Origin of the sequence: Dethiosulfatarculus sandiegensis, from assembly GCF_000931935.2 — a bacterium.
GTDB classification, from domain to species: Bacteria; Desulfobacterota; Desulfarculia; order Desulfarculales; family Desulfarculaceae; genus Dethiosulfatarculus; species Dethiosulfatarculus sandiegensis.
Genome location: NZ_AZAC01000004.1, coordinates 1 through 15,003 on the forward strand (window position 1 = coordinate 1; position 15,003 = coordinate 15,003).

10 protein-coding genes and 1 tRNA gene are annotated in these 15,003 nt (G+C 50.1%); 1 reads left to right on the forward strand and 10 read right to left on the reverse strand.

What is annotated here, in order from left to right:
• Nucleotides 1-534 precede the first annotated feature (534 nt).
• The 4 genes from X474_RS04110 to X474_RS04120 all read right to left on the reverse strand — a co-directional run bounded on the left by X474_RS04110 (nucleotide 535) and on the right by X474_RS04120 (nucleotide 4,339).
• Nucleotides 535-1,734, reverse strand: coding sequence for a DUF4344 domain-containing metallopeptidase (locus X474_RS04110; RefSeq protein WP_197281967.1), 1,200 nt, complete (start codon nucleotides 1,732-1,734; stop codon nucleotides 535-537).
• Nucleotides 1,735-1,971: 237 nt separating this feature from the next.
• Nucleotides 1,972-2,100, reverse strand: a complete 129-nt coding sequence (locus X474_RS27000; RefSeq protein ID WP_269433157.1) for a hypothetical protein — start codon at nucleotides 2,098-2,100, stop codon at nucleotides 1,972-1,974.
• 479 nt (nucleotides 2,101-2,579) lie between these two features.
• Nucleotides 2,580-3,839, reverse strand: a complete 1,260-nt coding sequence (locus X474_RS04115) for an MFS transporter (RefSeq protein WP_052514846.1) — start codon at nucleotides 3,837-3,839, stop codon at nucleotides 2,580-2,582.
• A 62-nt stretch (nucleotides 3,840-3,901) separates the two neighbouring features.
• The gene (locus tag X474_RS04120) at nucleotides 3,902-4,339 is read right to left on the reverse strand and encodes a MarR family winged helix-turn-helix transcriptional regulator (protein ID WP_044346970.1); all 438 of its coding nucleotides are present in this window, start codon (nucleotides 4,337-4,339) and stop codon (nucleotides 3,902-3,904) included.
• Nucleotides 4,340-5,130: 791 nt separating this feature from the next.
• Between X474_RS04120 and X474_RS04125 the strand changes: the two genes are divergently transcribed.
• Entirely contained in the window at nucleotides 5,131-6,246 is a 1,116-nt protein-coding gene (locus tag X474_RS04125) for an ABC transporter substrate-binding protein (RefSeq protein ID WP_052514847.1), read from the forward strand.
• A gap of 29 nt (nucleotides 6,247-6,275) precedes the next feature.
• Here X474_RS04125 and X474_RS04130 read toward each other — a convergent pair whose 3' ends face one another.
• The 6 genes from X474_RS04130 to X474_RS04155 all read right to left on the reverse strand — a co-directional run bounded on the left by X474_RS04130 (nucleotide 6,276) and on the right by X474_RS04155 (nucleotide 14,991).
• Nucleotides 6,276-6,971 (reverse strand): response regulator, encoded by a 696-nt coding sequence (locus X474_RS04130; RefSeq protein ID WP_044346972.1) that lies wholly within the window; start codon nucleotides 6,969-6,971, stop codon nucleotides 6,276-6,278.
• Between the two features lie 25 nt (nucleotides 6,972-6,996).
• Nucleotides 6,997-10,320: a response regulator gene (locus X474_RS04135; RefSeq protein WP_197281968.1), complete on the reverse strand. Its 3,324-nt coding sequence runs from the start codon at nucleotides 10,318-10,320 to the stop codon at nucleotides 6,997-6,999.
• A gap of 1,235 nt (nucleotides 10,321-11,555) precedes the next feature.
• A tRNA-Arg gene (locus tag X474_RS04140) sits at nucleotides 11,556-11,632 on the reverse strand.
• A 128-nt stretch (nucleotides 11,633-11,760) separates the two neighbouring features.
• A complete protein-coding gene (gene gltX / locus X474_RS04145; protein ID WP_044346973.1) occupies nucleotides 11,761-13,188 on the reverse strand; it encodes a glutamate--tRNA ligase in 1,428 nt (475 codons plus the stop codon).
• Nucleotides 13,189-13,354: 166 nt separating this feature from the next.
• The gene (locus X474_RS04150) at nucleotides 13,355-13,900 is read right to left on the reverse strand and encodes a type I restriction enzyme HsdR N-terminal domain-containing protein (RefSeq protein ID WP_082464132.1); all 546 of its coding nucleotides are present in this window, start codon (nucleotides 13,898-13,900) and stop codon (nucleotides 13,355-13,357) included.
• Between the two features lie 41 nt (nucleotides 13,901-13,941).
• Nucleotides 13,942-14,991, reverse strand: coding sequence for a protein-glutamate methylesterase/protein-glutamine glutaminase (locus X474_RS04155; RefSeq protein ID WP_044346974.1), 1,050 nt, complete (start codon nucleotides 14,989-14,991; stop codon nucleotides 13,942-13,944).
• Nucleotides 14,992-15,003 lie beyond the last annotated feature (12 nt).

Here is a 15,003-nt window from a genome sequence, read left to right on the forward strand (position 1 = left end):
AAAGATTATTGACACTACCTATATAAAAATTAATTCTCAAGATTTACCAAATGCTATTTTTTAAAAAATTATTTTCTGAAACACAAGATAAAATACCATTAAAGTGGATTCTGGAGCAGTGGACTCTATTTGTTGGAGAGTTTAGCGGTTTGATTAAGGTTGAGTTGGGCTGCGAAATTTAAACCGCTTTGTGGCCACCCAAGAATTATGCCTGGTTGGGGGTGCGGTGGTCCAGCAGGGAATGGCGCCGACGGTTCAGATTCAGGGGAAATTCATCTCGGCCCAATTAGCAAAACAACGAACGGTTGACACAGGCCGTGGATTATTGGCGCTTTGTGCTGAGTAGGTTTTAAAAAATGCTAAGGTGAAATTGGCTAATCCAAAATATCCAATAATTGATGAAGTTGCTTTGTTGGATATCTCAGAGCTTTTTAAATATTAGATAAAAAATACCAAACCAATAATAAACTCCTTAAAATCGCAATTATCAAAAGCAAGGCCCTGTTCAATCAAGGCCTTGCTTCTTTTATTTTTTTAGCGGATGCGCATAAAGGAAACCGGGTATCCGTTTACAATGGGCAGACCTTTTATGGTCAGGCTGTTGTTTTGGAACATATAAGGGAAACGGCCTTCAAGATTTTGCGGGCCTTGGGTGTTTCTTATAACTTTAATTACAAGCCCTCCATTAGTGGCCTGATAACTGCCTGTTTCCTCGTAAAAGTCAACCATAACCCCATCCTGGCGCCATGTTTCCACTTTAGAGTAGTACTGACCTTGGGGGCCCATCATGGTGTAGATGGCATAGGTCACAACCCCATGATTGATTCTTGCCATCCATTGTCCAACAACTCTGGCGTCCATACCCTGTTGAGGTTGGGGCATGGGCTGAGGGACGGGCATAGGTTGGGGGACAGGTTGAGGCTGGGGCATGGGCTGCGGGGCGCGCTGGGGCTGGGATTGTGGAGTGCGTTGGGGTGCTGGCTGGGGAGTTCTATTGGGTTGAGGTGTTTGACCTTGGGCTCTTTTTTGAAGCATCTCCGCATAGAACTTCATCATTTCATAACAAAGCACAACTTCACGCTTGCCCGGGTCCCACCAGCAATTGGCTGTACCGCAATCCTTTAGAACAATGGTGATGTCATAGGGCAGGGCGAATTCTTTGGTCAATACCTGGGCTAAGGTGTCGAACAAGCGGTTTTGAACAAACGCGGCTTGCATTTTTTGGCCAAAGGCGCTTCTGGCCTGATCATATCGAACTCTAACTTTGCCTGGCCCCGTGGCTCCGGCTTCTGTGGTGTGGGGTTCCACCAGTCTTTCCCAAGCCTTTATTTTTTCTTTATATTCCCTGCAACACATATGTTGCCTTCTTTTGGGAAGCTTGAAATGATCAGCCAGCTGCTGAAATTCATTGGGAGAGCTGCCATAAAGAAAACACAAGATGTTGCCAAAACGAACCATGTTATCCGGGTGTTCATCTCCCCAGGGAACCTGGCCCGCGTTTTTGGCCAACAAATAAAAGAAATCTGCAAATCCCAAAATGAGATAATGAGCCTGGCTAAGGCCTTCTTTGCGGGCTTCCAAGAGCAAAAGCGTGGAAAATTCATCCACCACGTTTTCTTCTCTACCGGTAATGGGCAGTTGAAACGCATCAATGAGGCAATGCCCAAGCTCATGGAAAAACAGCCCCAAAATTCCGCCTAAATAATGCAGCTCTGCAAGTTGTTGCTGAGTCAAGGGCTGATTAACCGGCCTTTGGGCAGGGGGCCTGGTTGGTTGAGGCGTAGGCGTTCTTGTGGGTTGATCATCCCAATTCCCTACATTTGCGTTTCTTCCTGAAGTGGTGAAGTTCAAAGTCGTACTGTCTGGTGGCTGTTGAGCAAAGGAAAACTGAGCTAAGCAGATGAATACGAAAACTAAAAAACAAACAAATCGCTTCATGGCCTTTGGTTTCCTTGTTTTGAGATACTGGATTCACCTGAAAAATATGCGTGCGTCAATATTAAAGGGTCTTCTTTGCCAGGTGTGGAATTTGATGAGTTCTTGCACCGCCTGGGCGGCTGTAAACCAATATCCGGGGCCGGAAGGTCGGTCGGCATCCATGATAATCAACTCCAGCTAAAGGCTCAGACGGACCGGCATATCGCGACCTCCCAACTATAGCAATTTCACACCTGATGGCGAAGAGGATAAAACCGCTTTACGCAATCGAACTTAATCAAACCGTCAGGCTTTCGAGTTAATGAGGGGCACTGTTTCCGGGCTCGGACCCAAGGTCAAAACAGATTCACTGGTTTTCTCAGAGGCGAAACGCCGTTCGGCTCTGCTTCCCATTATCAAGCTGAACAACTAGCCTGGCCATTGGACCTGAAATTAACTCACAATGTTGTGCATCACCCATGAAAAGCAAACTAAATAGCAGGGAAAGTGTGGGAAGAGGAAACGAAAAAAATATCAAGCAGTTAGCCCTTTCAGACTAACTGCTTGATATTTTGGACGCACCCGGCCCGCTCCCGACAGGCTGGCTGCGGATTCGTTGACCGGCGCTCTATCCAGCGGACAGAACGCCGGGATCATGGCTTTTATTCTCTGGCGATTCCAATTGTTTCAACGCCCGCCTTGCAGATGCCGGGGCCTTTGGCTGGCTGAAGCACGCTATCAGGTTCCGTTGCTTTTCTTGACCTGCGTATGATCACCAGGAGCACCGGCTGAAACAGGGCCATGACAATGGCCAGGATCCCCACCCACTCCATATGCAACAGTTGACCATTTGGGCCTGTGCTTAAAATGGCTGATGCGGCCAATGCACCGATGCCGTTGCCAATATGCTGCATGGAAGTCAAAAGAGACATGAAGGCGGCGCGCTCATAAGGCCGGGGAAGTTTCGATGCCTCGGTTGTTGCCGATACATTCCTGAAGCAGGAAGTCCCCATGAACATGACAAAGATAAGCAGAACCGGGGAAAACGGGGTGTGAACAAAACCGTCATAAAGGAAGATAACGTAAAAAACAGTTCCTATGACATTGGTTGGAATGGGGCCGATGGCATCGGATGACCTGCCGCCGATCTGGATCAGGATCAGGCTGAAAACACCACCGACCAGGTAAAGGAAACCCAATGACTCCCGGGGATAGCCAAGATTAAGCTGAAGATAGGCTGACAGGCAGGGAATAACCGAATAGGTCGAGACCATTGCGGTCAACATCATGACAAAGGCAAACACATATCGATAATCTTTCAAAAATTTTAGAAAGGAGATGGCCTGCTTTTTTTCACTCAGATGCGCTTTCATCGAGGGGGTAAAGAAATGGATAACCGCCAGCACGATGCAGCCGAGGATGAATATGCCGTAAAAAGGCGTTTTCCAGGACCCCCACTGGGCGAGTTCCAGGCCAAAGGGTATGGCGGCGATGGAAGAGACGGAAAAGGCGCCCATGACAATGGCCATGGCTTTGCCGCGCCTTTGCGGCGGCACCATATCGGTCACCATGGAAAGGGATATTGCCGCGGCCGGTCCGCCGAACATTCCGGCGAGCACCCTGGCGGCGACCAGGGAGAGCAGGTCTCCGGCAAAGGCGGCGCTGATCGTTCCCAGGGATAAGCCCGCCATGGCCACAAGGGCGACGTTTTTCCTGTCAAAGGCATCCAAGAATTTCGCGGCGCAGATTCCCGAGAAACCGACGGCCAGGGTATAGCATCCGCAGATAATGCCTATGTCGCCATTAGTTATCGGTAAACTTGCAGCCATGTCCGGCCCCAGCGGCATGACCATCATGAAGTCAATGATGTTGACGAACTGGATCATCGCCGCAATCCAGACGATTCTGTTTTCCAATTTCATGATTAGTGTTTTTCCTGAAAAGGTATGGTGTCCATACGTTTAAAATAAAAAAAAGAACGGGTTTAAATATGGTCCTCTATCATCTCCCCGGCGCGATGGATAAATTCTTCAAGAAGCGCAAGCTGATCCGCATCCAGGGTTTTTAAATAATTTTCCATTTCAATATTCTGTTCCAGGTGATAGCGGTTGTGGGCCGCATATGCTGTTTTTCCCTTTTCCGTCAGCCGCACAAGCTGGCGGGTGTTATTAGCCTCATCTGTTTTTTTTCGCACCAGCCCCTTTGATTCAAGCCGCTTTACGATTTGGGAGACCGTTCCCTTGGTGACACCAATTAGCTTTGATATTTCAGATACGTAAAGTTCAGTATTGTCGCCAATGAATTGGATCACATGGATTTCGCTGCGATATATCTTCACGTCCGTATCAAAGGATTTGGACTGGCGGCTCATGTTGGAGATCTTTTCAAAGAGCGAAAGATAATTTTTCACGATTTTGTGCATGTCGACTTCCTTTGTCTTTAAACGTATGGTGTCCATACGTTAATGTCAAGTGAAAACCCAAAACCCTGCCTTAAAATTAGTCGGCTTTTTTGCGGCATGGATCATCTCATCCGCCCAAGTGATGATCTTTCATGGTGAAATAAAATGTAAACCTCCCATGATTAATAATAGTTGACGGGAGAAAGCATCCGGTCGTTGAACCTCACCAGAATCAGATTCAGCACCCGGCCCGGGCAAACGAACCCAACCAAAATAATCTCCGCAACAATCGGGACCTTCCCCATTAGCAATTTAAGCCTAAACAACAGCCACCAGTCGTTGACAAGCATTTCGCCGCGTACTTATAATGTCAACCGGTATAGAGGAACTGGGAATGAAAAACCCTGGGTGGCTCAGGGTTATGAAAGCAGAAGGGCTTTAATTGACGTAAGGTGTAATTTGTAAGACCTTGATTATTGGCTAAGCGCTGAAACTGTCCTGGTCGACTCTTTTAGCACGTCGCTGTGGCATGGTAACCGTCAGTCCCAAATTCTCCGCTCCAAGCTCTTTTACACACTTGGCATCATACGGGGTGTTCCAAGGAAAGGGCAGTTATGCCTTTAAAAATTAGGACAATTTCATCCGGTGCTACTGTGGGGCGAACGCCCATGGTAAGTAGATATGATCCCTGTCCCGACCGATGTTTTTGTTTAAGATTACGTCCCCGTGGCTGAGGCCGTGTATTCTTCCTGTCATGCGGACCCTGTGCGAACTGTGGGGAATCACAACTTGGATAAATAAGGAATTGAAGAATGCGAAATATAGCTCTTGTTTTTTCCATATTGTTACTTTTATCCGGGGTGGCCGCTCATTCCGCTTATGCTGCGGATAGCATCAAGATTGCGGCGATATTCGGAAAATCCGGAGAGGCATCCAAATCAACCATCCATCATTTTCAGGCCGTGCGTTATGCCGTTGATGAGCTAAATAGATTAGGAGGAGTTTTAGGAAAGAATATCGAAGTGATAGAACTCGATAACCATAGCTCTCCCATACAATCAAAACTGGCCGCGAAAAAGGCCGTAAGACTTGGGGTTACGGCGGTTATTGGATGTTCCTGGAGCGATCACTCCCTGGCCGTGGCCAAGGTTCTGCAAAAACAGGGCATACCCATGATCACTCCGGATTCCACAAATCCTGCTGTCACTAAGGTTGGTGATTACATTTTCCGGGTTGCCTTTGTAGACACTTTCCAGGGACGGGTTTTGGCGGAGTTCGCATCTCAAACGCTTCATGCCCAAAATGCTGTCATTATACAATGCATTGATTCTGCCTATAGCATGGGCTTGAGCCGGACTTTTCAGGAGAAGTTTAAAGGATATGGTAAAAAAATCCTTGGCGTCTTCAACTATAAGCAAACCCAAAAAGATTTTTCTTCAATTATAAAAAAGTCCAAAAAATTGAACCCGGACCTGCTCTTGATCCCAGGGTATGACGAGAGTGGTTTGATCGTGAAGCAGGCCCAGGAACTGGGCATTGATGCCGTCATGTTGGGCGGGGATGGATGGAGCTATCGTGAGTTTTTCGCTAAAGGCGGAATGGAATTAAAAAAGGGATATTATACCTGCCATTGGACAAAAGACGTCGATAGCCCCAAGTCCAAGAACTTCGTAAAGAATTACCAAAGAACCTACGAAGTCAACGAGTCCGCCGCATTGACCTATGATGCGGTTATGATACTTGCGCAGGCTATTCAAAACGCAGGTTCACTGGACCGCAAAAAAATACGCAGTGCATTGGCTTCTTTAAGTGATTTTGTTGGCGTAACCGGCCAAATTTCTTTTAATGAAACAGGCAATCCAGACCGGCCGGCTATTGTAATGGAAATAACCAGCGGTAAAAGCCAATTCTTGCAAATGGTAAAATAGAAAGCTCCCGGTGGTATTGCAAACTATGCTTATTTTTTGGGCTTAACACTATTGCCGAGTACTTTTTCGGCAATAGTGGGGTAAAGTTTTTTTGCACAATCCGGGCAAATGCCATGGGAGAATTGAACTTCGGAGTGCTTACCGATGTAGTCTTCAACCTGGCTCCAGTACCCGTCATCGTCTCTGATTTTTTTGCAGTTGGCGCAGATGGGCAATAGCCCGGAAAGTTGCCTTACTTGAGTCAGGGCCTCCTGAAGTTGTTCTATGAGCCGCGCCTGTTTGGCTTCCGCCAGTTTGCGCTGTTCGATTTCGTGAACCAAGGCGGCGTTTTTTTGCTCCAGTTTGTTTTGAGCCGCCGCAAGCGCTAAATGAGTTCTAACCCTGGCTTTTACCGTAAGCGGGGAAAAAGGCTTGGCGATATAGTCCACGCTCCCCAAGCTGAAAGATTTGGCCTCGTCCATTGCCTCTGAAACCGCTGTTATAAAGATGACCGGTATGTTTTTTGTGCTTTCCCTTTCTTTGAGTTTGTGGCAGACCGTATATCCGTCCATATCAGGCATGACTATATCAAGCAGGATCAGGTCCGGCAGATTCTTTTCGGCAAGTTCCAGAGCGCGCTTCCCGTTGCGGGCGGCGGCAATCATATATTCATCTTTCAACAAGGCGACCAGGATATCGAGATTCTCGGCCACGTCATCGACAATAAGCAATTTTTTTTTGTCCATTTGGTTGTCCCCCTAAATATATACTTTAATCCGCCGGCAGCGCGATATTCATTTCCTCGGCCATTTGAACAATGTACTTCATGGCTGTTTCGGTGTCATATTCTTCAAGCGCTGTTTCAATTTCATCCAGGCGCTGTGATGGCTTCATTACCTTTTTCAGCTGGGTTGCCTTCTCCTTTGCTGCGGAGATGTCTAAGTCCAACAGTTGGGCGATCTCTAATATAAGATTTCGAGCTTGTTCAGGATTCAGAGTCGGTTGATCCTGCTTGTCCTCAGAAGCGCCTGGTCTTTGCTCGAGTTCATCAACCGCTTTTCTGATGACGCCCAGCGAAGCATCGAGCTCAATCAACAGGGATTGAATTTCTTCGATCCCTCCTGAATGAATAAGATCCTCAACATTTACGGCTATTCGATAAACGTCATCAGCGGCCAGATTGCCGGCGGCTCCTTTCAGGCTGTGTGCTAAGCGCCCGGCAAGGTCAACATCACGATTTGTCAAAGCCTGTTCTATTTCACCGGCTATCGTTTTGTTGGATTTCAGAAACTTGATCAATATTCTTTTGTAGGTTTCCTCATTTCCGCCAACTTTTTCCAGGGCATCCGAGAGATTTATCCCGGCGATTGATTCCGGCAGACAGGGCTTGCTTTCCCGGGCGCTGGTTTGAGAAAAACTTGGTGCGGCGCTCGGCTGTTTTGGCTCCACCCATTTCAGAAGCGCGCCCAAGAGGATTTTCGAAGCTATGGGTTTGGTCACATAATCACTCATGCCCGCCTCCAGGCACTTTTCACGAGTGCCCTGCATGGCGTGGGCTGTCATGGCGATAATGGGCGGCGCGTCTATGGATTTGTCTTGAAGTATACGGCGGGTCGCTTCATAGCCGTCCATATCCGGCATTTGGATGTCCATGAGCACCACGTCGAAAGTATCGTTCTTGGCAAGGGTTTTTAGCGCGGCTGTCCCATTATCTGCGGTCTTAACTTTAATGCCCCAGCTTTTCAGCCATTCACAGGCCACTTCTTGATTTATGGCATTGTCATCCACCAGCAGGACGCGCGCTCCGGCTAAGCGTTCGGGGGCCAGACCTTCGTCAGACCCGGACGGTTCAACCGTGGAATCCCTTTGGTCTGGATGGCGATCAAACAATCCCATGATCGTGTCGAAAAGTAATGACGGATTAACCGGTTTGTGCAAAAAGGCGTCCAGCAAGGATTTCTCTGATTGTTGAAGGAGGTCCTGTCGCCCATAAGCTGACACCATGCAAATGATAGGCAGTTTCACCAGTTTCATTTCCGATTTGATTCGGCGGGCGGTTTCAATGCCGTTTAGCCCGGGCATTCGCCAGTCCATGAGAATGAGGTCAAAAGACTGATCATCCCCGGATATCATTTCCAGGGCCTTTTCACCGGAAGCGGCTGTGTGCGCCTCCATCTGAAAAGATTGAATCCCCGCGGCCAGTATATCTCGCGAGGTTTGGTTGTCGTCTACAATCAAAACCCTGAGTCCACGCATATCGCCGGGAGTCAGGAAACGGGCCTGCTTGTCCTCGTCCTGCTTGCCAAATATGGCGGTGAAAGTAAAGGTGCTGCCCTGGCCGAGGGTGCTTTTAACGGAGATATCTCCCCCCATGAGCCGCGTGAGTTGCATGCAAATGGCCAATCCAAGGCCGGTTCCCCCGTGGCGGCGTGTAATTGATGAATCCGCCTGGCTAAAGGACTCAAAGATGACGTCCAGGCGGTCCGGCGCTATACCGATTCCCGTATCGGTTACGGAAAACTCCAGTACCGTCAGCTCGGGTTTTGGGGGAGCGGTTTTAGCCAAGCGTACACTTAGCACCACCTCCCCACCTTGGGTGAATTTAATGGCGTTGCCCGTAAGATTGATCAGCACCTGCCCCAGGCGCACCGGGTCGCCGATCAGGTCAAGGGGGATGTCATCACTGATGGAAACGGCCAGCTCGATTTCCTTTTCATGGGCGCTAAGAGAGTACATTTCCAAAATATTGGCCAAAACCTCTTGCAGCGAAAACTCGGTTTGCTCAAGCACCAGGCGCCCGGCTTCAATTTTGGAAAAGTCCAGTACATCGTTTACAACAGAGAGGAGGGTCTGGGAAGAAATGGTAATTTTTTTTAAATAATTAAGCTGCTTATCGGATAGGCTGGTTTTGGTCAAAAGCTCGGTCATGCCCATTACGGCATTGAGCGGGGTGCGGATTTCATGACTCATGTTGGCTAAAAATTCGCTCTTGGCCTGGGTCGCGGCTTCGGCGGCCTCACGTTCAACCTCTGCGTGAAGTCGTTCCTGTTCTGCTTTTTCACGCTCTTTTCTGGCGGTTATATCTACGATCGAGCCTTCGAAGTATTGCAATTGATTTTGGTTATCATAAACGCCGCGCTGGGAAATCGAACCCCAGAAAACGCTGCCGTCTTTGCGCCTGAATTCGGTTTCCATCTCGGCCATTCGGTCTTGTTTTTTATCGGCCTGGTCCACTTGAGAATGTTCTTTAGAATTTGCGTAACACTGCCTGGAAAAGTCAGAGATGGAATCCGTAAGCTCCTTGGGGGAATCGTAGCCAAACATGGTGGCCATGGCAAAGTTCGCCCGGATAAAACGGCCCTCGTGGGTCATTTGGAAAATGCCTTCATGCGCATTCTCGAAAATGCCGCGGTATTTTTCTTCCGCATTTATCAAATCGGCATAAACAACCCGAAGATAGGAGGTCATCTGCTTGAACGATTGCGCCAAGGAACCTATTTCATCACCGGAACCTTGTAGCTGTTCCAGTTCCCTGGATAGGCTTTCAAAGGAGTAGACAATTTCCCTGACCGCCCTATCTTCCGCCTCATCGGCGCTTTTGTTTACATCCATGACATTGGACATTGCGTTCTTAAGGATGCGAACCGGCGTGAGCACAAGACGGGAGAGCATCCAATTCAAAAGCAAAGACATAAGCAAAAACATGGTGACCAGTAAGGCTGCGAAAATGGAAACAATGGTCCATGTTTCCCGGTTCAAAGACGCCAGTGAGTAGTTTATGCGGCAAAAGCCCACATCTTCGCCATAGGCCCTGAGGATGGAGGTATAGGTTAAAACCAATTGATCATCCGGAACATGGGTCTCGAAGGTCGCGTTTTTAGTCAGGCCCTTCAGCTTGTCTTTTGGCAACGCCTGAGGCAGGGTGCTTTGTGTGCCGGCAAAAGGCTTGCCCGTTAAATCGAACGCTGTTGCAGATAAGATTTCTTCACGTTTGGCCATCTCATCAAGCGTTGCTTTCACCGCAAGCTCGTGCTCGGCAAAAAGTTCGTTACTGAGTTGTTGGTTGTGTTGGGCCAGAATGTCCTGTAGAGTCACCTTCACCTTATCGACCGCGTCTTCTCGCCTGTGAGTTTCGTAAACAGTTAAAAAAAAGCTAAAAATACCTGCAAGCACCAGGCAGGTAATTATAATGGCGAAATTTATCTTGGACCGGAGTCTATTCGGGATTGTACGTTTCCAGGATGGTTGAGACGATTTTTGCATTTTTCAACAGACACTTTCCCTCAAAATTGCCGGTTTAAGCAGCTTTTTCCCAAGACGTAAAGCCCAAGTTTGAGCGCTTTTCAATATGCGTCGTTTATTTCTTGGTAATTTTCATGGCAGTGGTTACTTTGCCCGGATGCCCGAATACCTGTTGATGGTTTTTGTTGGGCATGGTTTCAGGGTGTTGCTCTCCAGTTGCCGGGGTAGATAACAGCCTGAACTATGCCCAAAGTGGAATAAAGCCGGAGTCCCGGCTAACCGGGCCGCATCAGACCAGGAATTTCAAGCAATGTCGAGGCAATCTATGGACCTGGAGCTTAAATCGGGTCTGGACAGCTCAAATCTGATGGGCATGTAGCGCCTGGCATGCTTGTCCTGGTTCTGTGGGCCGTCAAACCATACGTAACTATCCTTGTGGTGTACATTCCGAGGATGAAGTGTCATGGAATATGGATCTGGCAGATCAACCCAGGACCATCATCTTTGTCTCGGATTTGTTGGTTTTTAAAGTTTGGTTACGCCTGTTGGTTGGGCGAAACCAGCATGATCAATCCGTGGCATCAGGCAATTGCCAATCTCGGCTGTATTAGAACATTTTTTACTTTATGGCTTTTCCTATGAGGAGCTGCAAGATTAAAGGTCGCTTTCCTGCAATGTGAAAGATGGAAATCCGAAGAAAATAAAAATTTGTAAGCATATCTTCAAGTCTGAGTAATGTGTGTACCAACCTCTTGGCTACTTAATATAACATCAGCCAAAGATAATCTTACAAGTTAAAACTTATCTTAAGATGTAAAGCCATGTGCTCATGAAACTATCCGCGACTGGGTAAAACGCCCGGCCTTTGGGTTTTTGCTACATTGCGAGAAAGCGTGGAGGTACTTCACCAGGCAACTTGGGGGGAGCAGATAAAAGCGGAATCAATCCGGCACATTTGATAACACGTGTTGTCGAATTGTTGTCAATTTTGCCCGGTTTCACCCAGAAATGGGGGGATATGCACCAAATAAAAAGGCCTCACCGTTTTTCCGGTGAGGCCTTAACCTGTTTATGACAGGTGTATTTTTTGGTGCGCCCGGCCTGATTCGAACAGGCGGCCTACGGATTCGTAGTCCGGCGCTCTATCCAGCTGAGCTACGGGCGCATATATGCTTTTTCAGCGAAACGACAGTGGATTATAACAGAATGGTGTCTTTTGGCAACAGGCAAAGCCGCCATTGGGTTAAACTTTTCTGTTATTTACCCATAATCGTATTATTTCAGCGCCTTGGGCTATGCCTGATTGCAGAGTTCCAGGGCGCGGTCCAGCCTTTTCAAGGTGGAGTCCTGGCCCAGGATGTCCATTACCTCAAAGATGCCCGGGCTGAAGGTGCGGCCGGTTAAGGCAACCCTGGTGGGTTGAGCCACCTTGCCGAGTTTTAACTCCATCTCTTCTGCCAGTTCATGGAAGGCGTGTTCCATGGCCTCCATGTTGTTGGCCCCGTGGGTGACGACCAGTTCGCGCACCTTTTCCAGGATAGGCGCGTTCTGGGCCTTCATGAATTTTTTGGCGGCCTTGGCATCCATCTCCGGCATATCCACCAGATAGGGCGAGGCAGCGTCGGCCAGCTCCACCAGGGTTTTGGCCCTGGGTTTGAGATGGGGCAGGGCCATGGCCAGAATACGGTTTTTAGCCTCGTCCATCTCTATGCCCAGGTCAGCCAAAAACGGCTGCACCAGCTCGATCAGGTAAGCGTCGTCTGAATTCTGGATGTAATGGGCATTGATATGGATCAGCTTATCCATGTCAAACACGGCCGCGCTTTTGCCCACATGCTCCAGTCCGAAATATTTGATCAGCTCTTCAACGCTGAAGATTTCCTGATCGCCGTGGGACCAGCCCAGCCTGGCCAGCATATTGACCATGGCCTCGGGCAAAAAGCCCTGGGTTTTGTATTCCATCACGCTGGTGGCGCCATGGCGTTTGGAGAGCCTGGTCTTGTCCGGGCCCAGGATCATCGGCACATGGCCGAACTGGGGCAGCGGCGCGCCCAGGGCCTCGAATAAAAGGATCTGGCGCGGGGTGTTGGCCACATGGTCATCACCCCTGATAACGTGGCTCACCTTCATGTCAATATCATCGACCACCACAGCCAGATGATAGGTGGGGGTGCCGTCGCTGCGCAGGATCACCAGGTCGTCCAGCTCCTTGTTGTCCCAGGAGATCACGCCCTTGACCAAGTCTTTGAATACGGTCTGGCCGGATTTGGGGCTTTTGAAGCGCACCACCGCTCCAGGCGCGGGGCCCAGGTTTTTTTCCCGGCAGGTGCTGTCGTACATGGGCTTTTTGCCCTCTTTTTTGGCCTGTTCCCTTTTGGCGTCCACCTCTTCGGGCGTACAGTGACACCAATAGGCCTTGCCTTCGGCCAGAAGCTGGTCAATGGCCTGGCGGTAGCGGTCAAAGCGCTTGGTCTGGTAATAGGGGCCGTCGTCATAAGACATGCCCAGCCAGTCCATGGCCTGGATTATGGATTGGGTATATTCCTCTTTGGAACGCTTGCGGTCTGTGTCTTCCAGGCGGAAAACCAGCTCGCCGCCCAAGTTCCTGGCAAAAAGCCAGTTAAAAAGCGCGGTTCTGGCCCCGCCCAGGTGCAGGGCTCCGGTGGGCGAGGGGGGGAAGCGGGTGCGCACCCTGGGGGTGTTGTCCTGGTTTTGGCTCATCTAAGGCTCCCATGTTCCGTTCCCGGCAAGGCAGGTGGAACAATGAAAAACGCCCCTTTTGTTAAGCTCACAAGAGGCGTATGAGTTTTATGGTTTTTAAGGAGCAATCAGCTCTTTATTTTCCTTTTGAAAAGGCAAGATATCCCAAACCGGCCTGCAAGGCAAGTCAGACCCGGCAAGCAGGTGGGCATTGTAAAAAGGCATAGGCCGCGTAAATACGGGCCGCGTTTATGCGTTTTCGCTCAGATGGTTGATATGGCTCGGTATCCGCCACCATGCGTGCAAGCTCTCCCGCTGTGGGTATGGCTTTGAGCCCCTCTTCCAGCACCTTGCCGGTGACCACCTCCAAAAGCTCTGCGTCTTCGCCGTTGCAGACCAGGGCAAAGGGCGGGGCAGGGTCTGTTATCAGGCAGGCCGTGGCTATGGTTTCCCGCTCCCTGGTAACCAAAGATCCTCTGGCGCAGCGCAAAATCAGGCCCGGCCGGTCTTTACAGTTGATAAGTATGTCTGCCCTGAAGTTTATGGTGTGGTCTTCCAGGGTCATTTCCCGGTAGGCGTCCACCTCCACCTGGTCTTTTGTGTATCCCTTTTCCAGCAAAATGGCCTCCACCTTTTGCCGGACATATTCATCGTCATTATAGGGGATGGATTTACCGGTGATCAGGTCGGTATAGGTTTCCATGGTCAGGCACCTTTGGCGAAAGGTCGTCATTGGCCGTGAACCTGTTTTTTGCGGGCTAGGCGGGGCAGGACTCAGGCCCCGACCTGACGCATTATCTCCTGGGGTATCTTGGTCAGGGTGGCCACCGTCTCCACGCCGCCCGCGTCAAAGGCCGCCTTGGGCATGCCGTAGACCACGCACGACGCCTCATCCTGGCCGATTGTAGGCGAACCGGCGTCGCGCATGAGCTTCAGCCCGGCCGCGCCATCGGCCCCCATGCCGGTGAGGATAACCCCCACAGCGTTTGCACCGACGCTTTTGGCCACCGAGCGGAAGAGCACATCCACCGCCGGACGTTGGTGATGCACCATGGGGCCGTCTTTTACATTAACGTAGTAGCGGGCGCCCGAGCGGCGCAAAAGCATGTGAAAGTTGCCCGGCGCGATGAGGGCGCGCCCTGGAAACACAGAGTCTCCGTCGTTTGCCTCGCGCACCTCAAAGGCGCAGAGGCTGTTTAAGCGTTCGGCAAAGGCCGTGGTGAATCGGGGCGGCATATGCTGCACAATCACAATACCCGGTACTGTGGCCGGCAGGCGGGTGAGCACTTCCTTTATGGCCTCCGTACCGCCGGTGGACGCCCCGATGGCAACTATTTTATTGGTGAAATCCAGGTTGGTGGAGGCAATGCGCTCTGTTTCCGGCGTGTGGTCCGCCAGATTGACCGCCTTGGGTCTGGCCCGGGCCGCGGCCCGGATTTTGTCTGCCAGCTGGTCGGCCATTTCACCAACCGAGAAAGAGCCGCCGGGCTTACTCAAGACCTCCACCGCACCGGCTTCAATCGCCTCCAAGGCCAGGTTGCCGCCTTTTTGGGTGAGGGAGGAAAGAATGATCACCGGCATGGGGCGGTATTGCATAATGCGGCGTAAAAAGGTGATGCCGTCCATGCGGGGCATCTCAACATCCAGGGTGAGTACATCGGGTTCCAGGGAAAGGATTTTGTCGCGGGCTGCATAGGGGTCGGTGGCGGTCCCGACTACTTCGATATCAGAAACCCTGGCCAGGCTTTTACTTAAAACCTGCCGGACCACAGCCGAGTCGTCCACGATTAAAACCTTGATTGGCCGCCCTGCGCCCAATACCATGATGTATCCCTC

Excerpts from the sequence above, each read along its gene's own strand:
- X474_RS04115 (WP_052514846.1), bottom strand. The coding sequence starts at position 3,839 with ATGAAATTGGAAAACAGAATCGTCTGGATTGCGGCGATGATCCAGTTC.
- X474_RS04125 (WP_052514847.1), top strand. The coding sequence starts at position 5,131 with ATGCGAAATATAGCTCTTGTTTTTTCCATATTGTTACTTTTATCCGGG.
- gltX (WP_044346973.1), bottom strand. The coding sequence starts at position 13,188 with ATGAGCCAAAACCAGGACAACACCCCCAGGGTGCGCACCCGCTTCCCC.
- X474_RS04130 (WP_044346972.1), bottom strand. The coding sequence starts at position 6,971 with ATGGACAAAAAAAAATTGCTTATTGTCGATGACGTGGCCGAGAATCTC.
- X474_RS04150 (WP_082464132.1), bottom strand. The coding sequence starts at position 13,900 with ATGACGACCTTTCGCCAAAGGTGCCTGACCATGGAAACCTATACCGAC.
- X474_RS04155 (WP_044346974.1), bottom strand. The coding sequence starts at position 14,991 with ATGGTATTGGGCGCAGGGCGGCCAATCAAGGTTTTAATCGTGGACGAC.
- X474_RS04120 (WP_044346970.1), bottom strand. The coding sequence starts at position 4,339 with ATGCACAAAATCGTGAAAAATTATCTTTCGCTCTTTGAAAAGATCTCC.
- X474_RS27000 (WP_269433157.1), bottom strand. The coding sequence starts at position 2,100 with ATGGATGCCGACCGACCTTCCGGCCCCGGATATTGGTTTACAGCCGCC.